General features: G+C 68.4%; 18 protein-coding genes, 1 tRNA gene and 1 pseudogene. 11 read left to right on the forward strand and 9 right to left on the reverse strand.

Going from position 1 to position 24,728, the window contains the following annotated elements; translation table 11 throughout:
• Positions 1 to 86 precede the first annotated feature (86 nt).
• From AB4Y94_RS15385 to AB4Y94_RS15405, 5 genes are all read right to left on the reverse strand, one after another.
• Complete coding sequence (locus tag AB4Y94_RS15385; RefSeq protein ID WP_441728825.1) at positions 87 to 989, reverse strand: glycosyltransferase family 2 protein; 903 nt, start codon at positions 987 to 989, stop codon at positions 87 to 89.
• Positions 976 to 1,782: a CDP-alcohol phosphatidyltransferase family protein gene (locus AB4Y94_RS15390; RefSeq protein WP_441728827.1), complete on the reverse strand. Its 807-nt coding sequence runs from the start codon at positions 1,780 to 1,782 to the stop codon at positions 976 to 978. Before AB4Y94_RS15390 ends, AB4Y94_RS15385 begins: the two co-directional genes overlap by 14 nt.
• Before the next feature lie 2 nt (positions 1,783 to 1,784).
• A complete protein-coding gene (locus AB4Y94_RS15395) occupies positions 1,785 to 2,783 on the reverse strand; it encodes a glycosyltransferase family 2 protein (protein WP_441728892.1) in 999 nt (332 codons plus the stop codon).
• Positions 2,784 to 2,999: 216 nt separating this feature from the next.
• Positions 3,000 to 4,676, reverse strand: a complete 1,677-nt coding sequence (locus AB4Y94_RS15400; RefSeq protein WP_441728829.1) for a S1C family serine protease — start codon at positions 4,674 to 4,676, stop codon at positions 3,000 to 3,002.
• 120 nt (positions 4,677 to 4,796) lie between these two features.
• Positions 4,797 to 5,582: a PKD domain-containing protein gene (locus tag AB4Y94_RS15405; protein WP_441728831.1), complete on the reverse strand. Its 786-nt coding sequence runs from the start codon at positions 5,580 to 5,582 to the stop codon at positions 4,797 to 4,799.
• A gap of 994 nt (positions 5,583 to 6,576) precedes the next feature.
• On the opposite strand from AB4Y94_RS15405, the gene AB4Y94_RS15410 reads away from it, so the two are divergent.
• Positions 6,577 to 7,779 (forward strand): pyridoxal phosphate-dependent aminotransferase, encoded by a 1,203-nt coding sequence (locus AB4Y94_RS15410; RefSeq protein WP_441728832.1) that lies wholly within the window; start codon positions 6,577 to 6,579, stop codon positions 7,777 to 7,779.
• A 679-nt stretch (positions 7,780 to 8,458) separates the two neighbouring features.
• Positions 8,459 to 9,301 (forward strand): annotated as a pseudogene (locus AB4Y94_RS15415) (alpha/beta fold hydrolase); the annotation flags it as partial.
• Between the two features lie 83 nt (positions 9,302 to 9,384).
• On the opposite strand, the gene AB4Y94_RS15420 reads toward AB4Y94_RS15415, so the two are convergent.
• Positions 9,385 to 10,212 (reverse strand): carbon-nitrogen hydrolase family protein, encoded by an 828-nt coding sequence (locus AB4Y94_RS15420; RefSeq protein ID WP_441728833.1) that lies wholly within the window; start codon positions 10,210 to 10,212, stop codon positions 9,385 to 9,387.
• Between the two features lie 73 nt (positions 10,213 to 10,285).
• Here AB4Y94_RS15420 and AB4Y94_RS15425 point away from each other — a divergent pair, with 73 nt between their 5' ends.
• From AB4Y94_RS15425 to AB4Y94_RS15465, 9 genes are all read left to right on the forward strand, one after another.
• Positions 10,286 to 10,960 (forward strand): response regulator transcription factor, encoded by a 675-nt coding sequence (locus AB4Y94_RS15425; protein WP_441728834.1) that lies wholly within the window; start codon positions 10,286 to 10,288, stop codon positions 10,958 to 10,960.
• The gene (locus AB4Y94_RS15430) at positions 10,957 to 12,339 is read left to right on the forward strand and encodes a sensor histidine kinase (protein WP_441728835.1); all 1,383 of its coding nucleotides are present in this window, start codon (positions 10,957 to 10,959) and stop codon (positions 12,337 to 12,339) included. Before AB4Y94_RS15425 ends, AB4Y94_RS15430 begins: the two co-directional genes overlap by 4 nt.
• A gap of 65 nt (positions 12,340 to 12,404) precedes the next feature.
• Complete coding sequence (locus AB4Y94_RS15435) at positions 12,405 to 13,946, forward strand: glycosyltransferase family 39 protein (protein WP_441728837.1); 1,542 nt, start codon at positions 12,405 to 12,407, stop codon at positions 13,944 to 13,946.
• Between the two features lie 5 nt (positions 13,947 to 13,951).
• Positions 13,952 to 14,713 carry a polyprenol monophosphomannose synthase gene (locus tag AB4Y94_RS15440; protein WP_441728838.1) on the forward strand — a complete coding sequence of 254 codons (762 nt, stop codon included), beginning with the start codon at positions 13,952 to 13,954 and terminating at the stop codon, positions 14,711 to 14,713.
• Between the two features lie 103 nt (positions 14,714 to 14,816).
• The gene (locus AB4Y94_RS15445) at positions 14,817 to 15,497 is read left to right on the forward strand and encodes an NUDIX hydrolase (RefSeq protein WP_441728839.1); all 681 of its coding nucleotides are present in this window, start codon (positions 14,817 to 14,819) and stop codon (positions 15,495 to 15,497) included.
• A 65-nt stretch (positions 15,498 to 15,562) separates the two neighbouring features.
• Entirely contained in the window at positions 15,563 to 16,915 is a 1,353-nt protein-coding gene (gene nadA, locus AB4Y94_RS15450; RefSeq protein WP_441728840.1) for a quinolinate synthase NadA, read from the forward strand.
• A gap of 2 nt (positions 16,916 to 16,917) precedes the next feature.
• A complete protein-coding gene (nadB, locus tag AB4Y94_RS15455; protein WP_441728841.1) occupies positions 16,918 to 18,696 on the forward strand; it encodes an L-aspartate oxidase in 1,779 nt (592 codons plus the stop codon).
• Positions 18,690 to 19,577 carry a carboxylating nicotinate-nucleotide diphosphorylase gene (gene nadC / locus AB4Y94_RS15460; protein WP_441728842.1) on the forward strand — a complete coding sequence of 296 codons (888 nt, stop codon included), beginning with the start codon at positions 18,690 to 18,692 and terminating at the stop codon, positions 19,575 to 19,577. Before nadB ends, nadC begins: the two co-directional genes overlap by 7 nt.
• A gap of 11 nt (positions 19,578 to 19,588) precedes the next feature.
• Positions 19,589 to 20,731 carry a cysteine desulfurase family protein gene (locus AB4Y94_RS15465; RefSeq protein WP_441728843.1) on the forward strand — a complete coding sequence of 381 codons (1,143 nt, stop codon included), beginning with the start codon at positions 19,589 to 19,591 and terminating at the stop codon, positions 20,729 to 20,731.
• A 5-nt stretch (positions 20,732 to 20,736) separates the two neighbouring features.
• Here AB4Y94_RS15465 and AB4Y94_RS15470 read toward each other — a convergent pair whose 3' ends face one another.
• The 3 genes from AB4Y94_RS15470 to AB4Y94_RS15480 all read right to left on the reverse strand — a co-directional run bounded on the left by AB4Y94_RS15470 (position 20,737) and on the right by AB4Y94_RS15480 (position 24,719).
• On the reverse strand, positions 20,737 to 21,321 hold the full coding sequence (locus tag AB4Y94_RS15470; protein ID WP_441728845.1) for a class I SAM-dependent methyltransferase: 585 nt from the start codon (positions 21,319 to 21,321) through the stop codon (positions 20,737 to 20,739).
• A 243-nt stretch (positions 21,322 to 21,564) separates the two neighbouring features.
• Positions 21,565 to 21,638 (reverse strand) — tRNA-Met (locus AB4Y94_RS15475).
• Positions 21,639 to 21,794: 156 nt separating this feature from the next.
• A complete protein-coding gene (locus AB4Y94_RS15480; RefSeq protein WP_441728847.1) occupies positions 21,795 to 24,719 on the reverse strand; it encodes a UPF0182 family membrane protein in 2,925 nt (974 codons plus the stop codon).
• Positions 24,720 to 24,728: the final 9 nt, after the last annotated feature.

The following is a 24,728-nucleotide window of genomic DNA, read 5'->3' on the forward strand; positions in this document are numbered from 1 at the left end:
TCCAGACTACCGATCGATAATCCGCGTTCGCCCAGCATGCCCCCCGAACGGGTCTCTCCGGTACTGAATCGTTAGACGCGCGCCCGCTATACGATCGGCGGGCGTCCGGCCATGGTCATCCGCAGCACCGTCCGGGCGGACAACGGCCGACGCTCCCCCGGATCGCTCTGCCAGCCTTCTCGCCACCCGCCGAACCAAGCCCGCAGCGCGGTCCGGTTCCGCGCCCAGCGAAGCACCTGGATCGCCGTCCACGCGCCCACGTACACCGGCACGAAGACTCCGGGCAGGTTGCGACGGGCCAGCCAGACCCGGTTGCGGGCGTTCAGCCGGTAGTAGTCGGCATGCCGGGTCTGGAGGATCACCGGATGGTTGGCGACCAGGTCGCCGGCGTACCAGGCACGAAGGCCCTGGTCCCAGACCCGCCAGGCCAGCTCGATCCCCTCATGGGCGTAGAAGAAGGGCTCGGCCCAGCCGCCGGTGGCGTCGAACACGCGGCGTGGCAGGATGACCGCCCCCTCCCAGACCGAGAACACATTGCCCGAATGAGTCGCTGATCCCTTCCGGATCCGCGGGATCCACCGCCGCGGCGACGCGACGCCGGTGGGATCGACGACGCGCGGCTGGATCAGCCCGATCGAGGGATCGGCGCGGAGCTTCCGCACCGCGGTGGCCAGGAACCGAGGGTCGGGGATGCTCGCGTCGTCGTCCAGGAAGAACAGGTAGTCGCCGGCGACCTGCGACACGCCGCGATTGCGGCCGGCCGGGATCCCGAGGTTGACCGGCAGGGCCAGCGACCGCACCTCCGGCGGTAAACCCGTGGGGCGCCATCCGTTGCCCACGCAGACGATGTCCAGCGTCACCCCCTGCTGGGCCAGAAGGCTCCGGATGCCGCGGTCCAGGTCGTCGGGACGTGTCCCCTGCGTGAGCAGCACCACACCGATCGTCGGGATGGCCGAATCCGGCGACCCGATATCGTCAGGACCGGACACGCTTGGACGCCATGATCGCGACGAAATGCCCGACCAGGGCCAGTAAGGCCAGCGGGACCAGAGCAGTCAGCAACACCCGGTCCACGAGCGGCTGGCCGAAGAACAGCCCCACGACGGCCGCCACGAAGATGATGATGGTCATCTCCACCGAGTGGTACAGGCGGTGGAACGGGACGAACCGCGCCACCCGTCGGATGCGTGCCAGCAGACTCGATGTGGGCGCTTTCTCGCCGTGCGTGTCAGCGAGCTTGGTCAGCCCGGCGTTCGCCCTGGCCACGTGCACCATGTCGTTGAGCGCCTTGTTCAGCACGATGATCAGAGCCAGCAGCAGGGCCAGGCTCGTCCAGAGGAAGTCGGCCGGCGACTGGAATGGGTATGCGGCCGCGCGCACGCCGAGTGCGATCGGGATCAGGGCCTCGGTGGAGTAATGCCCGACCTTGTCCAGGAACACGCCGGCCGGTGAGGAGGTCCGTCGCCACCTGGCGACCTCGCCGTCACAGCAGTCGACCAACATTTGCAGTTGACCCAGGACCAGCGCCAGGAGAGCCCCCCAGATGCCGGGAATGAGCAGGGCGGCGGCGGTGGACCAGCCGACCAGGATCATCAAACCGGTGACGCCGTTCGCCGAGATGTTAGTCTTCAGCAGCATCCAGGTGACGTAGGGCGAGAGGTCCCGCAGGTACAGCGACGCAGTCCAGTGCTCGGCGTTGTCCCGCAGGCGCACCTCGGGCGGCTGGGCGACTGCACGAAGCTCCGCGATCGACGACGGCCGAGCCGCTGAGCCTTGCGTCATAGTCATCTTCCCGTGTGCGCGGTGATATTGCTGGTGAGCTTGAGGTAGCCGAGGACGAACCCGATCCCCCAGCAAAAGTGGATGCACGGCAAGACTACGAGAAACCAGAGCGCTCCACGTAACCCGTCGGGCCGCGAGACAGCAATCGTCGCCAGGATCACGAAGACCGCGTAGACCGCCGGAACGACGAGGCCGGCCAGGAGCCACGGCGCCGCCCCGAGCAGGGCTTGAACCAAGCCCGCAATCCCGAGCAGGAGCCCCACCGAGACGCCGAGGACCATGACCGGTGGGACGAAATAGCGGATGCCGTTGGCGGCCGGGAAACGACGCGCCAGTTCACCGCGCCAGAGCCCGGTGGACAGCATCTGCCTGGCCAGTCGGGACAGGCTCGGGCGTGGCCGATAGGTCACGCGCAACCGCGGCGTGAACCAGACGGTTCCGCCGTTCTCCCGCAGCCGACGGTTGAGTTCCCAGTCCTGGCCCCGCTTGATGGTTTCGTCGAACAAGCCCACCCGGAGGATGCTCTCCCGCCGGAAACAGCCGAGATACACGGTGTCGGCCGCGCCCTCGGCGCCGCCGACGTGGAACGGCGTGCCGCCCAGCCCGACCCGCGTTCCGTAGGCGCGGGCCACCGCCTTCTCGAACGGCGTCGTGCCCCGGGCGTCCATGATGCCGCCGACGTTGTCGGCACCGGTGCGCTCCAACGTCTCGACGGCGATGCGCGCGTAGTCGGGAGGAAGCACCGAGTGGGCGTCGACACGAATGATGACCGGGTACCGGGACGCGCGAATCGCCGTGTTGAGGCCGGCCGGTGTTGACCCGATCTCGTTTTCGACCACCCGGATGCGCGGGTCGACCGACGACATTTCGGCCACCAGCTCTGTGGTTCCGTCAATGCTCGGGCCGAGGGCGAGGGTGACCTCGAACGGCCCGTCGTAGTCCTGCGCCAGGAGGCTGTCGACCGCGTCGCGCACATGCGAGACTTCGTTCAGCACGGGCATCACGTAGGAGACGCCATTGGTGCTGAAGAGGGCGCCGGTCGATCCGTCCCCGAGATTCTGCACCTGTGAGCCGTCTTTCCGTGTGGTGAGCAGGACGATTGAGCCTACCAGCCGAGACATTTGGGCTCGGCGCGCACGGGCTCGGCCGAGCGCGGGCTGGCGCGACTGCGCCGCCGGTCGATGACCGGCGGCGCAGGGCGTGGAAGGAGGCGCCGGCTAGCTGGAGAGCTCGCCGAGGGTCACGTCCACGGTGACCGACTTTCCGTCGCGCACGTAGGTGACCTTCGCGTCGGCACCTGCGGCCAGCGATCGGACCTGGGCGGTGAGGTCCGTCGCATCCGTGATCGGAACCCCGTTGAAGTTGGTGACGACATCACCCTTCTGCAGCCCCGCCTTTTGGGCTGCCCCACCGGAGCTGACGTCACTGATCAAAGCGCCGACCGTCGTGCTGTTGGCGGTGCTCGCAGCGTCGCCCACGGTCGCCCCGAGCAGGCCGTGGGTGGCCTTGCCGCCGGCGATGATCTCGTCAGAGATGCGCTTGGCCAGGTTCGACGGGAGGGCGAAGCCGACTCCGATGTTGCCGGCCGTTGACGAGGTGCTGCTGGCGTTGGCGATCGCGACGTTGACGCCGATCAGCTCGCCCTTGCTGTTCAGCAGGGCGCCACCGGAGTTGCCGGGGTTGATCGCGGCATCCGTCTGGATCACGGAGAGCGAGATGCTGCTCTGCGCCGACTGCTGTCCCTGGGACTGGTTGCCCTGGCCGGGGATGTCGAAGTTCCAGAAGTCGAACGGGCTCTGGCCGCTGTTCTGGTCGGGCGTCGTCTCGTCCGGCGTGGTCGGAGCAGCGGAGGATGCGACCGTGATGCTGCGGTTGAGGGCGCTGACAATGCCGTTCGTCACCGTTCCGGAGAGTCCCAGCGGCGCACCGATGGCGATCGTTGCGTCTCCAACATTGAGCTTGCTGGAATCGGCCCAGTTGATCGCGGTCAGGCCCGAGGCATCCGTCAGCTTGATCACAGCGAGGTCGGAGACCGGGTCGGTCCCGACGACTTTAGCCGCGTACAGCTTGCCGCTGTTGTCCTTGACCTGGATGGTGCCGTCGGCCACTGCGCCGTCGAGGGTGACGACGTGGGTGTTCGTGAGGACGTAGCCGTCCGAGGTGAGGATGACGCCGGAGCCGGTGCCGGCCGAGTCGCCGCTCGACACGTTGATGGTGACGACGCTCGGGGACGCCTTGGCTGCGACGGCGGTGATGTTGTTGACGCTGTCATTGTTGTTGACGACGACGTTCGACGGTCCCTGGGCCTGGCTGACCGGCACACCGTTGTTCGAATTGGCGTCGACCAGAGCCACCACGCCGGCACCCGATGCGCCGCCGACCAGGGCGCCGATAGCGAGCGCGGCGACGAGCGCGACGGTGGATCGGCGCTTGGCGGGGTCCTTGGCCTGGCGCGGCTGCTGGCCGGTGTCGGTGGCGTAGCTCTGCGGCGCGGTGTTCGGGGCGTATGCGGGATTCGCGTAGCCGGGATTCTCGGTCAAGGGGCGCCCGAAGGCGTCGGTCGGGTAAGCCGCGGTGTGCGAAACGTCGGTGGGTGCGGCTCCGGTGTGTGAGCCGTTGAGGTGAGGGGCATGTACCGCGGAAGCGGCGGTCGCGGCGGTGGGCTGCGCGGCGGCGGTTGTCGTTTCTGGGGCTGTCGCCGGGGTCGCGGGCTGTGCGGCGGCCGGAGTGGTCGCATCCGCTAAGCCGTCAATAGCAGGGTCGGCGTCACTCGCCGGCGGAACGGATGGGGCCTGCTCGGCAGGAACGGCCGTCTCACCCGACGCGCTGACCTCGAAGGCTGCGGCGTCGTTGGGCTCTGGGTTGTTGCCGGGTGTTTGAGTGCTGTCGGTCATGAGGTGCTCCTTCCAAGCGCAGCCAGCTTCGCGCTCCAACCTGAACGTTTTATATGACGAGGCTTAGAGCAGTGTATGGCGAAGCCGTGACCTTGCTTGGTGGAGAAGGTGCCGGTCGGGTCAGCAGCCCGGCCCGCTTGGATTGAGCGTGCATTCGCGCTCAACGAGTACGGTTTTTGCGTCCCCTGCCACAGCGGTCAATGGCTGCGTCGGTACTGCCAGCGTACCGCGGATGCCTCGCCACGGCTGGCCGGCGAAGCGGTATTCCGCGGTGAAGATCACGTCCAAAACGATGGTGTGGCTGCCGCTGGCTCGGAAGGTGTGGCTCGTTGTGGTCTCCGAGAATTCCGGGAGGTTTTGGGCGGCCCAAGTGGCGCCGCCGGTGCGCGAGTGGAGGCTGTCGCCGTCGCCGTAGTCCCAGCGGTACCCCGCCGGAGTGAAGCGGACATCGGCCGGGAAGCCAAGCAGCAAGCCGGAGCGGACATGCACGGACGCTGCCGCATAGAAATTGGTCGGCAGCCCGACGACCATCCAGCCGTCCGGCTCCATCCCCTGGCTAGGGACCGCAGGCTTGAAGCTCGCGACGTCGCTGATGCTCACGACCAGATTCGGGTCGCACGGGGTGCCCGGTGTGCAGTTGACGGTGAAGCCGTCCCTCACGAAGACGAGCGGGTTGTTCGGGTCGTTCACGGCTGTGCCGTTGTCGTCGACCACGACCCGCCCGTCGCCGTTGCTGGCGCCCGGACCATCGCTGGTCCCGCCATTTGACCGGCCGCCCCCGCCCGAATTCGCGTCGTACCCCGCCGAGAGGTCGACACCCCCGTCGTTGATCGCGCCGCTGGCCGGTGGCGGGTCGCACAGTCCGGCCACTGCGGACTGCGGTGCACATGCTCCATCATCAGCCATGGCAGCTTCTACTACTCCCGGCGCCAGGAGTACAGCAGCGCACACACCAATCAGCAGGGACTTGAGCCAGACCATATTCGAGACTCCGATACGAGGAGATTGCGCATTTTGGTGGGTTGCAACTCAAATGAGACTTCCAACGGCAATCGCACTGGGCGGTCAGTGGGCGCGACTGAAGTCCCGCTCGAGTCGACTACATCGGTCTCGCTCACATCGAGGCATAGATAGGTGCGCACTTCCCACGTGCCATCAGCTCTCATCGACGAAGACTGAAACTTCATGGAATCAAATTTTGTGTGACCGGTTTTCCTCCACCCGTTGTCGCTATAGAGATCGTTGGCAGCGATGTCCTCTTCGTGGGCCTGTCCGGTTGAAAGTGCGAGGAACTCCTCAGTGGTCCCCTCTCCGGACCACGAGTCATCACTTGCCTTTAGGTAGACGCCATAAGCGTCCGTCGCCGCGGCGAGCGCCTCCTCGTCGGAGGCGAACACCGGGGCATCTGCTGTTCCAGTCGAGGTGGGAACGGGCGTCGGCGCGGATTGGCAGCTGGTGAGCGCGAGCACAGTGAGCACGGCGGCCGCGGCGGCCGCCGCCCAACGAGCATTCGCACTCCGCATGCGCCCAAAGTAGAACAAATTGTGCTTCCGCGGGCGAGTTATCCACAGTCGGGCGGACGTTTGAGCCGTGAAATGTCCGTATCGCCGCTCGTCAGTGCGCCCCGTCTGCCATAACTCCTGCAGAATCTGGAGCGCACAAACTGAGAACCGCGCGTTTCCGCGGAAGGTGCACAGCCCGTTCGTGATTCTGCAGGAGTTGTGGGGCGCGGGTGGTGGACAATGCAGGATAGGTAGGCGGCCGGGCTCCGGCGCGACCATTATTGACGGGCAGGGGGCATCGCCCTCCAAGATTTCCGGAGCCGGCCACGGGAGACGGCGACTGCGACTGCGACTGCGACTGCGTCATGTCGTAGTTTGGAGGGCATGCAGGTAGAACGATGACGATTCCCGGTGCTTGGCAACGTGCAGCACACGGGGCGGGGCTACTGAGGGCTGACGGCACCATCGCGGCCACGATCTTCGCCGAGATGAGCGCACTCGCCAGCACGACAGGCGCGATCAACCTGGGGCAGGGCTTCCCCGACGAGGACGGCCCGCCCGAAGTGCTCGAAGCCGCCCGACAGGCAATCAGCGACGGAATCAACCAGTACCCACCGGGTCGCGGCGCGCCGGTGCTGCTCACTGCGATCGCCACCCACCAGCAACGTTTCTACAACCTGACCGTCGATCCAGCCACCGAGGTGCTGGTAACCGCCGGCGCAACCGAGGCACTGGCCGCCACACTGCTCGGCCTGCTGGAGCCCGGTGACGAGGTCGTGACTTTCGAGCCCTTCTACGACGCATACGGTGCTCTGATCACGATGGCCGGCGGCGTCCACCGCACGGTCGCCCTCCGCGCACCTGACTTCCAGCCCGACGCCGACGCCCTCGCCGCCGCCATCACGGACCGCACCCGGATCATCCTGGTCAACAACCCGCACAATCCCACCGGCACCGTACTTTCCCGCCGCACGCTGGAGCTCATCGTTGAGCTGGCCCACCGGCACGACGCGCTCATCGTCACCGACGAGGTGTACGAGCACCTGACCTTCGGCGTGCCGCACATCCCCCTCGCGACCTTGCCCGGCGCCCCTGAACGCACAATCACGATCTCGTCCGGTGGCAAGACGTTCAACACCACCGGCTGGAAGATCGGCTGGCTCACCGCACCGGCGCCGCTTGTCACGGCGATCCTGGCAGTGAAGCAGTTCCTGACCTACGTCAACGGTGCGCCGTTCCAGCCGGCCATCGCCGTGGGCCTGGGCCTGCCCGACGCGTTCTTCCACGATGCCGCAGCGCAACTCGGCGCCAAACGCGACCTTCTGGCCGATGGGCTGACCGCGGCCGGGTTCACGATCACCCGTCCGCAGGGGTCGTATTTCATCGTTGCGGATGCTGCGCCACTCGGCTTCCCGGACGGTGCCGAATTCTGTCGCCGGCTTCCGGACCTGGCCGGGGTGGTCGCCGTTCCGATCACGGCGTTTTGCGCACCGGAGCACCACGGCGAGTATGCCTCGCTCGTGCGATTCGCATTTTGCAAGAAAGCGGATGTGCTGGAGCGCGCGGCAGAACAGCTTGCTCGCATCCCAGCTGCCGTATAGCGCGGATCAGGACCCCCAGTCCGCTGCCGCCGCCGCCGCGCACGGTTGCGGCCGGGACCGCCGTGCGCGAAAACAGCAGGGATCGTGCTCAACCGCGCCAAAACATCACGAAACACACCGTTTGGGGCGCGAGCGTGCTGTATTCGCGCACCGGCGGGGTGAGGTGGGCGCTGCGGGCGGGGACAGCGTGCAGCGTCGGCGCTAGCATGCGGTTTTCGCATCGGCCCGGTGAGGTGGGCGCTGCGGGCGGGCGCAGCGTGCAGCGTCGGCGCTAGGTTGCTGTTTTCGCGTATCGGCCCGGTGAGGTGGGCGCTGCGGGCGGGGACAGCGTTCAACGGGGGCCGCGACGTCGGGCGGGCGCAGCGTGCAGCGAGGACCGCGTCGGGCGCGATCGCGGAGGGCCGCCACGTCAGGGGCGACCTCAGTGGGCGCACCGGCGCCGCACCTCGGCGCCGCACGGCGGGCACGTGCCCGCCGCACGTGCCCGCCGCACGAGTCCGCCGCGGGCAATCCGCGACTGCCACCGCGACGAACCAACCACATGACCACCGAGCTTCATGCCGCCAGCGCCAGAGCACTAGTCGCGAGTAACATTCTGTGTCCGCCAGAGCCCTACTGCCCGTTCCCGGTCAGCGCCGATCCCGTGCGATTCGGACTCGCAACGACAATCGTCCCCACCATGCTCGGCAGCCTCACCGTGCGCCACGGCCGACGAACGCGCACCGGAGCGGCTCTGATCCTGCTGCATGGCGCCGCCGGCTCGTGGACCACCTGGACGCCACTCCTGGCCGCCGCAGATGCCTGCGCCGCACACTCATGCGCCGCAGATACACGTGCCGCCGGCTCACTCAGCCACGCACTGGCCGACCTCGTCATCCCCGACCTCCCCGGCTGGGGCGACAGCCCCTCACCCGCCGACGTCGCCTCCTTCACAGCCCCGGCGATAGCGGATGCCGTCGCCGAGGTCGCGCGCAGCCTCGGCTACCGGCGGTGGACCGTCCTCGGCCACTCCCTGGGAGGGTTCGTCGCCCTCGAGTTGGCCGCCCGCCAGCCCGAGGCCACCGAATCGGTCGGGCTGGTCTCCGCCACGACGTTCTCGGTGATCGACAGTGTGCGGCATCCGCTGGCACAGTTCGGACAAGTGCCTGCCTTCACCGCACTGCTAGGGGTGATGCGAGTGTTCGGGCTGGCCGACAACGCCGGGCGGGCACTGGTGCGTGCCCTCGACCGGCTTCAGCTGCTATGGTTCCTGGTTGCCCCGCTCTTCCGGCATGCCGCCCGCGTCGACCGCAGCATTGTCGCCGCGTTGGCCCACGAGGCTCGGCCACGCGCCTTCGCCCGCGCCGCCGCCCACGCTGCCGGGGGCACGTCGGCCGCGGCCTGGCCCGGCATCAGCTGCCCGGTACGCTCGGTGCATGGCGACCACGATGTGTTCGTGGCTCCGTCTGATGACCTCCGACTGGCCGCAGCCCTCGGGGATTTCGAGGCCACGACCATCCCGGACTGCGGGCACTTCGGGCACATCGAACGGCCGTTCTCGACGCTCTCGGCGCTGCTGCCGGCGTCAACGGGCCACCATCCAGGGCGCCAGACCCACCACCACGATCAGCGCGGCACGACCCCGAACCGTCGCAGCGCCAGGGCAGGATTGACCCGACGCACCTGGGAAATCCGGTCCGCGGAGATCCAGGCCACCGCGACATCCGTCGCCTCGCCGATCGTGACCAGCTCGACGCCCATCGGATCCACCACCATGCTGTTGCCCACACCCACCGGCGGGGTGTGATCGGCCGCCGCGACGTAAATCGTGTTCTCCAGCGCCCGGGCGGTGACGAGGGTGCGCCAGTGCTGCTCCTTGAGCGGTCCGCGCACCCATTCCGCGGGCACCAGCACCAGGTCGGCCCCGGCGTCGACCAGGCGACGCGTGACTTCCGGGAAACGGATGTCGTAGCAGGTCTGCATCCCGACCGTCACCCCCTGCAGGTCAAATGTCTGCGGCGCCGCGATGGCGCCGGCCAGCACCCAGTCCGATTCCTTCTCGCCGAAGGCGTCGTAAAGATGGAGCTTGCGGTAGATCGCGACCCGCTCCCCCGCTGGCGACACCGCCACCAGGGTGTTCGAAAACCGCTGCGGGTCGTTGGTCTGCTCGAGCATGCCGGCGACGGCATGTATTCCGAGCTCCGCGGCGAGCGCTCCGAGCGCTGTGATGAACGCGCCGTCGAGCGGTTCCGCCGCTGCCACGAATGATGCGCCCATCGTCGGTTCGAAGAACGCCGAGTATTCAGGGAACACCACGAGGGATGCCCCGCGGGCCTTCGCGAGAACGGCCAGGGAGCGCATGGTGGCGAGGTTCTCGGCCCGGTCGGCACCCGGGCGGAACTGGGCAACGGCCACGCCGACGGGGGCGGGCGTTGTCGGCACGGGTTCAACCATGTCGACAGCCTAGCCGCGCGCCTTTACCGGGCTGCGGCCACCACCGCGGGTCGAACCATGCCAGCATGAATCCATGAAGATACTGGTCGTGGAAGACGACGAGCAGATGGGTGCGCTGATCGAGCGCGGCCTCGGCACCGAAGGCTACGAGATCGTCCGGGTGGCCACCGGCATGGACGCCCTCATCGCCGTCGCCAACGGCGATTTCGCGTTGGCCGCGATCGACGTGATGCTGCCGCAGATGTCGGGGTTCGAGATCTGCCGGCGGATCCGGGAGACCGGCAGCACCATGCCCGTGCTGCTCCTGACGGCCAGAGACACGGTGGAAGACCGCGTCTACGGGCTCGACAGCGGCGCAGACGACTACCTCACCAAACCGTTCGCGTTCGCCGAACTCAAGGCCCGGGTGCGCGCACTGCTGCGCCGACAGTCGATGGGCACCCCCCTGCAGGTCGAACTGGGCAACCTGGTGCTTGATTCCCGGGACCTCAAAGTCACCGTCTCCGGCCGGTCCGTTCCGATCAGCCCGAAGGAGTTCGCCCTGCTGCGCCTGCTGATCAGTCGCGCCGGCTCCACCGTCGACCGGGCCACGATCCTCGACGAGATCTGGGACGGGACCGCCCACATCGATCCGAATATCGTCGACCAGTACATCAGCTATCTGCGCCGGAAGATCGACTCAGAGGCGGCGGGCTTCAGGATCGTCACGGTGCGCGGCTCCGGGTACACGGTGGAGTTGACGGAATGAAGCGGATGCCCGGGCTCTCCATCCGGGCGCGCATCACCCTCGGCAGCCTCGTCATCGCGGCGGTGCTGTTCAGCACCGCCGCCTTCTTCTTCCGTATGGAGGTGCAGTCGATCCTCGCGGAGACCACGGCGAGCCTGCTGCGGAACGACGCCGCGCCGGTCATCTCGGAGATCGTGGGGCATCCCACCGAGCCGATCGACGAACCGGGTGAGGGCCAGCTCCTCGCGGTAGTCGACCCCGCCGGAACGGTGCAGGTGTCCACCCTCCCCAAGGCCCTCGCCCGGAAGACCCCGCAGCTGGTCACCCTCGGTGACGAATTGTCGTCGGTGCAGGCCGGGCGTTCCACCTACCTCGTTTCAGCAGTGACTGTGACGGCGGCCGATGGAACCTGGACGATCGTTGCAGCCCGCAGGGAGGAGGCATTGAACCTCCTGCTCGATGAGCTGACCAGGGTGCTCATCATCGGAGCGTTGGTGCTGATCGCCGGTTTCGCCGTCGCCTCCTGGCTGCTCACCGGAGCGGCCCTCCGCCCGGTGAACCGGCTTCGCGAAGAGGCCGAGAGCCTGAGCGCCGTCGGCTCGTCCGCCCCGCTCCCGGTGCCGGCCGGACGGGACGAGGTGAGCCAGCTCGCCGTCACCCTGAACGCCTTCATCGAGCGACTGCGCAGTTCGGTCGACCGGGAGAAGCAGGTGGTCTCGGACGCCAGCCACGAACTGCGCACGCCACTGGCGGTGCTTCAGGCTCAGCTGGAACTCGCCCATCTCAACTCCGGCAACGCTGAGGCGCTGGAGCGTGACATCGACGACGCCTCGGTCACCGCCGAACGTTTGTCACGGTTGGCGACGAACCTCCTCGAGCTCTCGAAGCTGGAGAGTGAGCAGGCGCCACCCGAGACGAACTGGGCCGGACTCGTGAGCGAAGTCACGGCATCCGTCGACCGGGCGCGGATCGCCCGCAACGGCCGGGACATCGAGGTCGCCTACGACATCAGCGCCGACGACACCGCCGCTCGGTACCGGCTGTCGCGCACCAACGCCGGCCAGCTCGTGGACAACCTTGTCTCCAATGCGATGGCCGCCGTCTCCGACAGCGGAACCGTCACCGTTACCCTGGGCCGAGCGGATGCCGCCGCCGTGATCACCGTCGTCGACACCGGCCCCGGCATGCCGGAGTCGTACATCCCGGTGGCGTTCGACCGGTTCTCGAGGCCGGAGCGTTCCCGTGCCGACGGCTCAAGCGGCTCAGGGCTCGGCCTCGCGATCGTCTCCACCATCGTCGAACGCGCAGCGGGCACCATCACGCTCCGCAACACCGGCGCCGGCTTGGAAGCCACGGTGCGACTTCCCGCCATCACCCCGGGGGCCACGACCAACCTGTGAGTCTTCGCAGTCGCGTCGACCGCTCTTTCGGGAAATGTCGACGGCGAGCGCCGTAGCTTCGAAATGTGACAGCCGTTCTCGCTCCCCCGACAGCCGAGGCCGCGACCCCGCCGCGACTGCCGTATCGTCGCGGGTTCGGGGCAACAGCGGCGCTCCTGGGGCTCTTCGGGTTCGTCGTCTCCGCCGCCGGCTCGTGGCAGCCGTCATTTTGGGGCGACGAAGCCGCCAGCGTGATGTCGGCCGAACGAACGCTGCCGTCCCTGTTCCGGATGCTCGGGCACATCGACGCGGTTCACGGCACGTACTACCTGTTCCTGCACTACTGGATCGGCCTCTTCGGCACGTCCGAATTCTCCACCCGGCTGCCGAGCGCCCTTGCGGTCGGTCTGGCGACGGCCGGAGTGGCGGTGCTCGCCCGCTCCCTGGTCAACACCCGGGTGGCGATCATCGCCGCCCTCGTCTTCGCCGTGCTGCCGCGGGTCACCTACATGGGCGCGGAGGCTCGGTCGACCGCCCTCGCCACCGCGATCGTGGCCTGGGCCACCGTGCTGCTCGTGCACATCCTCCGCCGGCAGCAGGAGACCGGCCGGGTGGCGTTCTGGCTCTGGGCGGGATACGCCCTGGTCACCGCGTCCGGCGCATACATGTTCCTGTACACGATCCTCCTGGTCCCGGTTCACGCACTGGCCGTGCTGCTCGTCCACCGTGCGTCGCCGGTCCGCAACGCGCTGGTGCCGTGGCTCACGGCCACCGTTGCCGCGGTGCTGCTGGCAGCGCCGGTTGTGTATTGGGGCGTCCACGAGCAGCAGCAGATCTCCTTCATCGGCCGTCGCCCCCAGGTGAGCCCGCTGACTGCCGCCGTCGACCAGTGGTTCGGCAACCCCGCGCTGGCAGCGGTGGCCTGGCTGCTCGTCGTGCTCGGCGCCGTCACCGTGTTCGCCACCCGTCGGGGGACGCTGCCGGGAGGCCGGTCCATCCGCCCGGCCGTGCTGGTCGCGCTGGCCTGGATGCTGATCCCGACGACCGTGCTGCTCGTGGGCACCCGGCTGGTGACGCCGATGTACTCGCTCCGCTACCTGTCGATCTGCACGCCGGCCGCCGCGCTGATGATCGCCATCGGGATCGCCTCGGTGCGGCTGCGCTGGGTTCAGGTGACTGCGGTGCTGGTGGTGGTGGGACTCGCCGCCCCGACCTACCTGATCCAGCGCGGGCAGTACGGCAAGGACGGCGGCAGCGACTGGCGCCAGGTCGCCGCTATCGTCCAGGCCGGGGCCCATCCCGGCGATGCTGTGGTGTTCGACGAAGGTGTGCGGCCGTCCCGGAAGACCCGCCTGGCCCTGCACCTATACCCCGATTCCTTCCAAGGGGTCCGGGACATCACCCTGGACCGGCCGTATGCCGAGACCGACTGGCTCTGGGACACCACGATTCCGCTGAACCGGGCGACCCCGCAGCTCGCGAACACCGGAACCGTCTGGCTGCTGCAGAACCGCGGCAGCCGGGACAACACCAGCGGGACAAGCCTGCGAACACTTGAGCAGGCGGGATTCTCCGTTGCCCACTCCACGCCGGTGGACCGCACCGTCGTGATCGAAATGACGAGGTAGCCGACATGCCGAAAACGCTGGTCATCATCCCCACCTACAACGAGGCGGACAACATCGAACCGATCGTCTCCCGGGTGCGCGACAGTGTCCCGGATGCCGATGTGCTGGTCGTGGATGACTCCTCCCCGGATGGCACCGGTCGCCTGGCTGACGCCCTCAGCGCTGCCGACCCAGCGGTGCACGTGCTGCATCGCACGCTCAAGAACGGCCTCGGCGCCGCCTACCTCGACGGCTTCGGCTGGGGACTGGATCGTGGGTACGACCGTTTCGTGCAGCTGGATGCCGACGGCTCCCACTTGCCGGAACAGCTTCCGCGCCTGCTGGCGGCCGCCGACACTGCCGACGTCGTCATGGGCTCGAGGTGGGTGCCGGGCGGCCAGGTACGGAACTGGCCGTGGCACCGCCGCGTCCTCTCCAGAGGCGGGTCGATTTACTCGCGTGCGATGCTCGGCTTACCCCAGCGCGATGTCACCGGCGGATACCGGGTGTACAGCGAGAGTGCGTTGGAACGGATGATCCTGGCCGACGTTCACAGTCGCGGCTACTGCTTTCAGATCGACATGCTTCGGCACGCCGTCTCGGCCGGGTTACGGGTCGTCGAGGTGCCCATCACGTTCGTCGAGCGCTCCCGCGGGTCCTCGAAGATGAGCGGGACGATCGTGGTCGAAGCGATGGGACGGGTGACGATCTGGGGGCTGGCAACACTGCTCGGCGTCGGCCAGGCCGAGGCCACCGAGCCGACACCGGCGCGCGAGCCCGCAGCCTGACCCGCAGCGTGACCCCACGTCATCCGCTCGAGTTCTGGTCAATATGACTATATGATGGTTCCAGCAGTTAGAGTCACCGTGACCTTTACTGATGGGACCCGTCATGAGCACAGAACCAGCCGCCACGCTCGCCGTGTCGACCGTGATCTTCGCGCTGCGCCCCGACGAGGAGTCCGGTCTTAACGCACTCTGGCTTCCGTTGGTCCGCCGGACTCGGGAACCGCATCTCGGCGAGTGGGCGCTTCCCGGCGGCTGGCTCCCGGTCGATGAAGAACTGCCCGCCGCTGCCGCCCGAACGCTCCGCGAGACCACGGGCCTGGCCCCGAAATACCTGGAGCAGCTGTACACCTTCGGCGACATCGGTCGCTCGCCCGGCGGCCGGGTGATCTCAGTCGTGTATTGGGCCCTGGTGCAGTCCGATGAGGCCGAAGTGGTTGCGGTGGGCGAAAACGTGCGCTGGTTCCCCGCCGACCACCTGCCCCGGCTGGCGTTCGACCACAACCGGATCGTCGAGTACGCGCTATGGCGGCTTCGGACGAAGGTCGAGTACGCCAGGATCGCGCATGCCTTCCTCGGCGAGACATTCACCCTCACCCAGTTGCGCGAAGTTCACGAGGCCGTTCTGCAGAAGGCCCTCGACCCGGCGAACTTCCGTCGCACCATCGAGGCCTCCGGCACCGTGGTCGACACCGGCCTCCGCGTAGCGGGTGCGCCACACCGCCCACCCCGCCTGTACCGCTACAACGACACGGCACCCGCCTCCCCGAACCGCACCCGGGCATGACTCCATCGTCCGGCCACCACCACGTGAATCCCCGAACCCCGCTTCCAGCAGCAAAGGCAGACCCCATGACCCTCGCATCAGTCGACACCACCATTCGCCTGATCGGCACCGGCGCCTCCGCCGGCAGCACCTGCAGCCCTGACCTGGCCAAGGGACCGTGGGAGTTCGACGCGGGCGAACCGGGCTACGGGCCCGGGTCGTCGATGGGAGACGTCATTCCTACCGGTGCCCCGCGACAGGGCGAACTGCCCGCCGTCTACCGGACGGCGAGTCCGGACGAACTCGATGCGCGCATCCACTCCGCCAAAGCCGCGCTCGGCGACCGGGCGGTGATCCTCGGCCACTTCTACCAGCGCGAGGAAGTGGTGCAGTACGCCGATTTCGTCGGCGACTCGTTCCAGCTGGCGCAGGCCACGAAGAGCCGTCCGGACGCGGAGGCGATCATCTTCTGCGGCGTGCATTTCATGGCCGAGACCGCCGACCTGCTCTCCGGGCCGGAGCAGGCGGTGATCCTGCCGAACCTGGCCGCGGGTTGCTCGATGGCCGACATGGCCGACCTCGACTCGGTCACCGAGTGCTGGGAACAGCTGGAGGAGTTGTACGGCACCGAGCGGGACGCCGACGGCCGGGTCCCGGTGATTCCCGTCACCTACATGAACTCCTCAGCGGCGCTGAAGGGCTTCTGCGGTGAGCACGGCGGCATCGTCTGCACCTCGTCGAACGCCGAGACGGTCCTCGAGTGGGCGTTCGAGCGCGGACAGCGGGTGCTGTTCTTCCCCGACCAGCACCTCGGCCGCAACACGGCGAAGGCGATGGGCGTTCCCCTTGAGCGGATGCCGATGTGGAACCCCACCAAGCCGCTCGGCGGCAACACGGCGTCGTCGCTGGACGACGCCCGTGTGATCCTGTGGCATGGCTTCTGCAGCGTGCACAAGCGCTTCACCGTGGCCCAGATCGACGCGGCCCGCGTCTCCCATCCCGGCGTGCGCGTGATCGTGCACCCGGAGTGCCCGATGCCGGTCGTCGACGCCGCTGACGAATACGGCTCGACCGACTACATCGCCAAGGCGATCGCCGCCGCTCCGGCCGGATCGACGTTCGCGATCGGCACCGAGATCAACCTGGTTCAGCGGCTCGCGGCGCAGTACCCACAGCACACGATCTTCTGCCTCGACCCGGTGGTGTGCCCCTGCTCGACCATGTACCGCATCCACTCCGGCTACCTGGCCTGGGTGCTCGAGGCGCTGGTGGGCACCGCAGAGCGGCCGGCCGAGGTGCTGAACCGCATCACCGTGTCCGACGATGTGGCCGGTCACGCCCGAGTGGCCCTGGAGCGGATGCTGGCAGCCAAGCCGCCGGTATCGGCCCCGGTGGTCGAACCCGCCCCGGTGGTCGAGCCCGTCGAGACTCTGGCCTGACCGTGGCATCCGTTCTCGTCGTCGGCAGCGGCCTGGCCGGGCTGATCGCCGCGATCCGCGCATCGGACGCCGGCCACGACGTGACGCTGGTGACCAAGGCCGCGCTGTCGGAGAGCAACACCCGGTACGCGCAGGGCGGTATCGCGGCGGCGCTGTTCCCGGACGACACCGTTGACTCGCACGTTCGTGACACCCTGCACGCCGGCGCCGGCCTCGTCGACGCCGAGATCGCCCGGGTGCTTTGCTCCGACGGGCCGGAGCGGGTCCGCGATCTGATCCGGTTCGGTGTCGCATTCGACCGCGACGAGTCCGGCCTCACCCGCGGACTCGAAGCCGCACACTCCAAGTCCCGGGTGCTGCACGCGGGTGGTGACGCGACCGGGGCTGCCATTTCAAGCGCGCTCGGCGCCACGGTGCAGCGGCGGATGATGCGGAATCCCCGCCTGGTGATCCGCGAGCACACCATGGTGGTGGACCTGCTCGTGGACGGCGACCGCGTGGCCGGTGCCACCGTTTTCTCCACCGGCGGCGTCGGAGGCGAATCGGCTGCGCCAACGGAGCACCTCCGCGCCGATGCGGTGATCCTCGCCACCGGGGGCGCCGGAATGTTGTACCGGCACACCACCAACCCGGCCGTGGCCACCGGAGACGGGATCGCCGCCGCGTGGCGAGCCGGCGCATCCGTTGCCGACCTCGAGTTCTACCAGTTCCACCCGACCGCGCTCGCGGTGCCCGGCACCCCGCTCGTGTCAGAGGCCGTGCGCGGCGAAGGGGCGGTGCTGCGAAACGCCCACGGCGAGCGGTTCATGCTGGGCGTGCACCCCGACGCCGAACTCGCACCGCGTGACGTGGTCGCTCGCGCGATCGCGCTCGAGATGGCCGCGCAGGACGGCGAACCGGTGATGCTGGACGCCACCGGCCTCGGGCCCGCACTGCTGGAGAGCCGGTTCCCCACCATCACCGCGGCGTGCCGCGCCGCCGGACTGGACTGGGCCGTCGAGGCGATCCCGGTCGCACCGGCCGCGCACTACTGGATGGGCGGCATCGTGACCGACGGGTGGGGGCGCAGCACCCTTCCCGGCCTGTTCGCGGTCGGAGAGACGGCCCGCACCGGAGCTCACGGCGCGAACCGGCTTGCCTCGAACTCGCTGCTGGAGGCCGCCGTCTTCGCCGACCGGGCCGTGCGTGCGCTGGGGGAACCTGTGCCGATGCCTGGGCCTGTGCCGATGCCACGAGGGCCGGTGCGAACCTCCGGACAGTCCCGCCACACCCCGGGTGCGGCCCTCGCCTCGCCAGGCGACGCGGCACTCCCGCCCATGCGGCACACGCCACCCGACGCTCCGGTCATGACGCGCGACGCGCTCCAGCGGCTGATGTGGCGGGAAGCCGGTGTCCTGCGGTCCGGCGAGGGGCTGGCCGCGGCATCCGCCACGCTGGCCGGCGCTGGGCGGCCAACGGCCATGCCCGGCGCGACCGCCGGCGAACGGATGCGGGCGCAGGAAGACGCGAACCTCCTCGACCTGGCCCGGCTGACGGTGTGTGCTGCGCTCGGCCGGGAAGAGTCCCGGGGCGCGCATCGCCGCGCCGACTTCCCTCGGCAGCGCGCCGAACTGGCCAGCTCCTTGGCCTGGACCCGCGGCTCGGCACGATCGGTGCCGGTCGACTTCGTCACCAGCCCCTCCCACTCCGCGCTCGGCGCCCAGCCACACACCGAGCAGAGCCCAACGACCACCCCACCAGCCACCGCACCATCCCAGGCCGAGGAGGCCCTCGCATGCTGACCGCCCACCAGATCGACACAGTCGTCCGCGCCGCCCTCGACGAGGATGCCCCCTGGGGCGACCTCAGCTCCGAGGTACTGATCCCGGCGGACGCCATCGCCACGGCACACCTGATCGCCCGCGAGCCGGGTGTCTTCAGCGGCGGCTCCGTGGTGGAGGCCGCGTTCCGGCTGACCGACCCGCGTATCGAGGTGCGCGGCCTGGCCGACGACGGCATCGTCTTCGATGCCGGGGCGCTGCTGGCCGAAGTGTCCGGCCCGGCGCGCGGCATTTTGCAGGCCGAACGCATCGCCCTCAATTTCGTCCAGCGGATGAGCGGCATCGCCACGCTCACGTCGCGTTACGTCGCCGAGACCGCCGGCACCTCCGCGCGCATCGTCGACACCCGGAAGACCACCCCGGGGCTCCGCGCCCTGGAGCGCCAGGCCGTGCGGGACGGCGGCGGCCACAACCACCGGTTCAGCCTGTCCGATGCCGTGATGGCCAAGGACAACCACCTGGCCGTGCTCAGCGCCGGCGGCCGCGACCTCACCGAGGCGCTCCGTGAGGTGCGGGGACGGCTTTCGCACACCACCCATCTCGAGGTGGAGGTCGACCGCATCGACCAGATCGAACCCGTGCTCGCGGCCGGGGTCGACTCGATCATGCTCGACAACTTCTCGCCGGACGCCCTGCGAGAGGGCGTGCGTATCGTCGCGGGGCGCGCGATCGTCGAAGCCAGCGGCGGCGTGTCCCTGGAGACGGTCCGTGAGATCGCGGCGTCCGGCGTCGATGTCATCTCGGTCGGAGCCCTCACCCACAGCGTTCAGTCACTCGACCTCGGGCTCGACGTCGTGGTGCACACCCGCGCAGCCGCCGGGTTCGCGCTCCCCCTGGCCTGAGTGCCTCGACCATGATTTATCTGGACAACGCCGCGACCACCCCGGTGCGCCCCGAGGCGCTGGAGGCCATGTGGCCACACCTCACCGGCAGCTTCGGCAACCCGTCCAGCCACCACGAGGTGGGCGAAGCCGCCGCGACCGCACTCGCCGAGGCCCGGCGCAGCGTCGCGGGCGTCCTGGGCTGCCGGGCCGGCGACGTCGTCTTCACCGCCGGCGGCACGGAAGCGGCCAACCTCGCCGTCAAGGGCATCGCGCTCGGCGCGGCGCGGGGCCGCCACCTGGTCACCACCCCGATCGAACACGAGGCAGTCCTCCAGTCCGTCGACTACCTCCGCCGCCTCCACGGTTTCGACGTCACCTTCCTGCCGACGGATGCGACGGGCAGCGTCGACCCCGACGAGGTGCGTCGCGCCCTCCGGCCGGACACCACCCTGGTTTCCATCCACTACGCGAACAACGAGGTCGGCACCGTGCAGCCCCTCGCCGAGCTGGCTGCGGTGGCACGCTCCGCCGGTGTTCCGTTCCACACCGACGCGGTACAGGCGGCAGGCTGGCTGCCGCTGAACGTGGGCGAGCTCGGCGTGGACGCGCTCGGGATATCCGGTCACAAGGTCGGAGCGCCGAAGGGCATCGGCGCCGTCTACCTGCGCGGCCGGCTCCCCATCGAACCGCTCCTCCACGGCGGGGGCCAGGAACGCGGAAAGCGCAGCGGCACCGAGAACGTGGCCGGCGCTGTCGCACTGGCCACGGCCATCCGGCTCGCCGACCGGGAGCGGGTGGAAGCGGCCGGGAGGACAGCCGCGCTCCGCGACGAGTTCATCGCCGCGGTGCTGGACGGGGTGCCTGGGGCGACCCTCACCGGGCATCCGTCGAACCGGTTGCCGGGCACCGCGTCGTTCGTGTTCCCCGGCACCAGCGGGGAGGCGGTGCTGCTGGAGCTGGAGCGCCGCGGGATCGTGTGCTCGAGCGGCTCAGCCTGCGCGGCCGGCAGCGACGAGCCCTCCCCCGTGCTGACCGCCCTCGGGGTGCCCGCCGAAATCGCCCAGACCGCGGTGCGTTTCACCCTCGCGGCGACCACGACAGCGGCGGAGATCACCGAGGCAGCGGCATCCGTTCGTCACGCGGTGGGCGCCGTCGTGCGGCTCGGTGCTTGAGCGGTTTACCAGGGGGAAATCGCGACTCCGAGTGAGTCGGCACCCTGCGATTTGGGCCCGGGCTCGTAGAAAACGTCGAGTTCGCTGATCACGAAGCCCGCGTCAGTCAGAAGTCCCACGATCGGGCGGGCCAGATGGCAGCCGCCGAATACGACCTGCTGGAGCGGGTCGAGCCGACGCTGCCAGCGCTGGACCGCCTCATCGGGAGCGAGCCCATGCTCGAGGAAGTGGAAGGCTCCACCGGGCTTGAGTACACGTCGCAGTTCTCCCAGCGCCGCGCCAGGGTCTGGGATGGTGCACAGGCTCCAGGTGGAGAGCGCGGCGTCGAAGGTGTCGTCGGGGAAGGGCAGATGTTGACCGTCGAGTCCCGAGCGCTCGACCGGAATAGCGCTGGCAGCGATGCGCGATGCGGCCAGCTTCCAGCCCCTGTCGGCCGGCTCCACCGCGGCAACGCGGGTCACGCACGCGGGATAGAACGGGACGTTGGGCCCCGATCCGAATCCGATTTCGACGACCTCGCCCGCCAGGCCCGTGCAGACGCGCTGCCGGAGCGGCTCGACCGATTTCCCTCCGCCAATGGTGTGGATCATTCGCGGAAGAATCCTGTCCCGGTAGACTCCCATGACCGGCCTCCCAGCTTCCAGCAACACGCGGTTCCGCCTGTAGACGCTAGCGTAGGCCCGCGCTGCCACCCAGGGTTCACAGAGGCGCCGCGGCTTCATGCAGTGCATCGCCTTGTCGAGCTCAAATGGTTTTGTTGAACTCAGACGGTTAAACCCAAAAGTCCCGGCCCGCCTGTGATGAACACAGGCGAGACCGGGACTTTTGTTCTGTTGCGGGGACAGGATTTGAACCTGCGACCTCTGGGTTATGAGCCCAGCGAGCTACCGAACTGCTCCACCCCGCGCTACAAGAATTACTCTATCACGCGGTTGGGACCTGGTCGAACCAACCCAGTGCGTCCCGGGCCTGAAACGCAGCAGCGCGCCCGAAATGGCGAACCGCTACCGCCGGGGCGGGAGCGCTTCGCCATTTCGGGCGCGCTGGTTATGGACGGGGCGGGCTAACCGCCGAGCAGGGCCAGCATGCTGGCGACCGTGTCGGCCAGCTTCTTATCTGCCACACCGTAGGCGGCGAAGTCCCCGGCCGACAGCGCTGCCTGCTTGTCCGCGAGAGCGCCCTTGGCGACCTCGAGCAGCGACTTGAGCTGGGCATCCGTCGCCGGGTTGCCGGTCTGGGTCGACGGGGGCGTCGTGGTGCCGGTCGTCGGCGGCGTCTCGCCTCCGGTCGCCGGCGGCGTGACGGCCGGTGGCACAGCGGTGTCCCCCGCCGTTGCACCGGAGTCCCCGCCGAACAGGACGTCGAGCGCCTTGTCGAGGGTGTCCTCGAACGCGATCTGGTCGCCGAAGGCCACCAGCACCTTCTGCAGCAGCGGATACGAGGTGTTTCCGGTGGACTGCACGTAGACCGGTTGCACGTACAGCAGCCCGCCGCCGACCGGGAGGGTGAGCAGGTTGCCGTTGCTGACCTTTGACTGGCCCTGCTTCAGCAGGTTGAGGGCCTGCGACACGACCGGATCGGCGTTGAACTTCGCCTGCACCTGGCCGGGGCCTGGCACGGTGTCGTCCTTGGGCAGCGTGAGCAGCCTGAGCTTGCCGTAGCCCGCCGCGCGTTTACCGTCGGTCGCTCCGGCGTCCGCATCCACCGCGAGGTAGCCGGTCAGCACGTTCCGGCTGGTGGCGCCCGAGGCGTCGGGGATGAAGGTCGTGTACAGCGAGAACGACGGCTTGTCCTGGCCCGGCATCTGCATGGTCAGGTAGTACGGGGGCTGCAGTGTGGTGTCGCCGGTGGGGGCCACCGGGTCATCGGGCGTGGTCCACGCGTCGTCTTTGGAGTAGAACGATCCGGCATCCGTCACGTGGTACTGCTTGAGGATCGACCGCTGCACCTTGAACATGTCAGCCGGGTAGCGCACGTGGCTCATCAGGTCACCCGACATCGCGCTCATCGGCTTGACCGTGGAGGGGAAGATCTTCTGCCAGGTCTTCAGCAGCGGGTCGGTGGTGTCCCAGGCGTAAAGCGTGACCGAACCGTCATACGCGTCGACGGTGGCCTTCACCGAGTTGCGGATGTAGTTGATCTTGTCGAGCGCGAACGGCTGCGCCGGGGTCTCGCTGTCCGCGATCGCGTCCGAGAGACCGACGGCCGTCGAATACGGGTAGCTCGCCGACGTCGTGTACGCGTCGATGATCCACTTGATCTTGCCGTCGACAACCGACGGATAGGCGTCCGAGTCGAGCGTGAGGTAGGGCGCGACCTTCTGCACGCGGGTCACCGGGTCGCGGTCATAGAGGATCTGCGACTTGTCGTTGACCGAGTTGGCCAGGAAGATCTGCTCCGACTGGAACTTCAGCGCGTAGACGAGCTTCTTGAACGCGTTGTCGAGCTTGGGGCCACCGTTGCCGGTGAAGGTGGTGTAGGTCTGCTCGGCTCCGGCGGCGGTACTCGACGGGTAGTCGAGCTCGACCGGCTTGGTGCCCTTGGGCGCTCCCACGATGGAATAGGTCGGCGACGTTTCACCGAAATACACCCGGGGCTCGAACTTGCCGAGCGAACCGGTGGTGGGGATGCCGGATTCCAGGAACACGGGCTGGCCGTCTGCGGAACGCTGGTTCCCGTACGCCGCGACCACGCCGTATCCGTGGGTGTAGACCGTGCTGGAGTTGACCCAGGTGTTACCGGTGTTCAGGCCCTCCAGGTTGAGGTCACGCACTGCGACGACCGTGTCCTGCGACTTTCCGTCGATCGTGTAGCGGTCGACGTCGAGGTTGGCCGGGAACTGGTAGTACTGCTTGAACTGTTCCAGTTGGGAGAACGCGTCGCTGACCTTGGCCGGGTCGATGATGCGGATGTTCGCCGTGGTTTCGGCGTCAGCGCGGAGCGCGCCGGGCTCGGCGGTGGTGGTGGCGTTGTACGGGATCTCTTCGATGTCGGCGAGGCCGTACGCGTCCCGGGTGAGGTCGATGTTGCGTTGGATGTACGTCGATTCGAGGGTCTTGGCGCTCGGGTCGACCTGGAAACGCTGGACCACCCACGGGTAGAGCGATCCGATGATCAGGCTGGAGACGATCAACAGCACGGTGCCGATCACCGGGAGGCGCCAGCGACCGATGATGGCCGTGACCAGGAACAGTACGGCGACCACCGCGGCGATGCCGGCCAGGATGGCGCGGCCCGGGATGGTGGCGTTCACGTCGGTGTAGGCGGCGCCGGTGATCAGGCCGCCCTCGTCGGTGAGGGTGGAGTACTGGTCCAGCCAGATGCTCACGGCCTGCAGCAACAGGTACACGGCCGCGGTGACCGCGATCTGCACCCGCGCCGACTTCGAGATCAAAACCTCGCGGCCGCTGATGCGGATCGAGCCGTAGAGGTAGCAGGTCGCCAGCGCGACCAGGGCAGAGATGAAGACGACTGCGGAGGCGAAGCCCAGTGCGGAGTGGTAGAAGGGCAGGTCGAACAGGTAGAACGAGATGTCGAAGTGGAACTGCGGGTCGGTCTTGCCGACCTCGGTGCGGTTCAGCCACATCAGCACCGGCTGCCAGCGCGTGGCCGCGGCGACGCCGGCGAACAGGCCAAGCAGCGCCGGGATGCCGTACATCGCCAGGCGCCGCAGCGGCTCGATCACCTGCTGGTAGCGGTCAAGCTGGGAGTTGAGCTTCGCATAGACCGGGCGCAGGCGGTACGCGAGCTGGATGCTCACCCAGACCGGCACGGCCATCCCGATGAAACCGACGAAGAACAGTGCTGTCCCGGCGAGCCACTGGGTGGTCAGCACGCTGAGGAACCCGAGCTGGTCGTACCAGAGGATGTCGGCGTAGAGGCCGGCGAAGATGAAGAACAGAATCACTAGTACGGCGATGATCGCTGCGGTGATCGCGAGCGGCGCTCGGCTCCGTCGGGGGGCTTGGGCGGAAGATGCTGATGTCACGTGATGAGG

The organism is Glaciibacter sp. 2TAF33, assembly GCF_052114945.1.
Taxonomy (GTDB): Bacteria; Actinomycetota; Actinomycetes; order Actinomycetales; family Microbacteriaceae; genus Cryobacterium.

Bases quoted from the DNA above. Each gene is read 5' to 3' on its own strand.
- AB4Y94_RS15390 (WP_441728827.1), bottom strand. From the start codon at position 1,782: ATGACGCAAGGCTCAGCGGCTCGGCCGTCGTCGATCGCGGAGCTTCGT.
- nadA (WP_441728840.1), top strand. From the start codon at position 15,563: ATGACCCTCGCATCAGTCGACACCACCATTCGCCTGATCGGCACCGGC.
- AB4Y94_RS15440 (WP_441728838.1), top strand. From the start codon at position 13,952: ATGCCGAAAACGCTGGTCATCATCCCCACCTACAACGAGGCGGACAAC.
- AB4Y94_RS15405 (WP_441728831.1), bottom strand. From the start codon at position 5,582: ATGGCTGATGATGGAGCATGTGCACCGCAGTCCGCAGTGGCCGGACTG.
- AB4Y94_RS15465 (WP_441728843.1), top strand. From the start codon at position 19,589: ATGATTTATCTGGACAACGCCGCGACCACCCCGGTGCGCCCCGAGGCG.
- AB4Y94_RS15400 (WP_441728829.1), bottom strand. From the start codon at position 4,676: ATGACCGACAGCACTCAAACACCCGGCAACAACCCAGAGCCCAACGAC.
- AB4Y94_RS15470 (WP_441728845.1), bottom strand. From the start codon at position 21,321: ATGATCCACACCATTGGCGGAGGGAAATCGGTCGAGCCGCTCCGGCAG.
- AB4Y94_RS15420 (WP_441728833.1), bottom strand. From the start codon at position 10,212: ATGGTTGAACCCGTGCCGACAACGCCCGCCCCCGTCGGCGTGGCCGTT.
- AB4Y94_RS15410 (WP_441728832.1), top strand. From the start codon at position 6,577: ATGACGATTCCCGGTGCTTGGCAACGTGCAGCACACGGGGCGGGGCTA.
- nadC (WP_441728842.1), top strand. From the start codon at position 18,690: ATGCTGACCGCCCACCAGATCGACACAGTCGTCCGCGCCGCCCTCGAC.
- AB4Y94_RS15425 (WP_441728834.1), top strand. From the start codon at position 10,286: ATGAAGATACTGGTCGTGGAAGACGACGAGCAGATGGGTGCGCTGATC.
- AB4Y94_RS15430 (WP_441728835.1), top strand. From the start codon at position 10,957: ATGAAGCGGATGCCCGGGCTCTCCATCCGGGCGCGCATCACCCTCGGC.
- AB4Y94_RS15445 (WP_441728839.1), top strand. From the start codon at position 14,817: ATGAGCACAGAACCAGCCGCCACGCTCGCCGTGTCGACCGTGATCTTC.
- AB4Y94_RS15395 (WP_441728892.1), bottom strand. From the start codon at position 2,783: ATGCCCGTGCTGAACGAAGTCTCGCATGTGCGCGACGCGGTCGACAGC.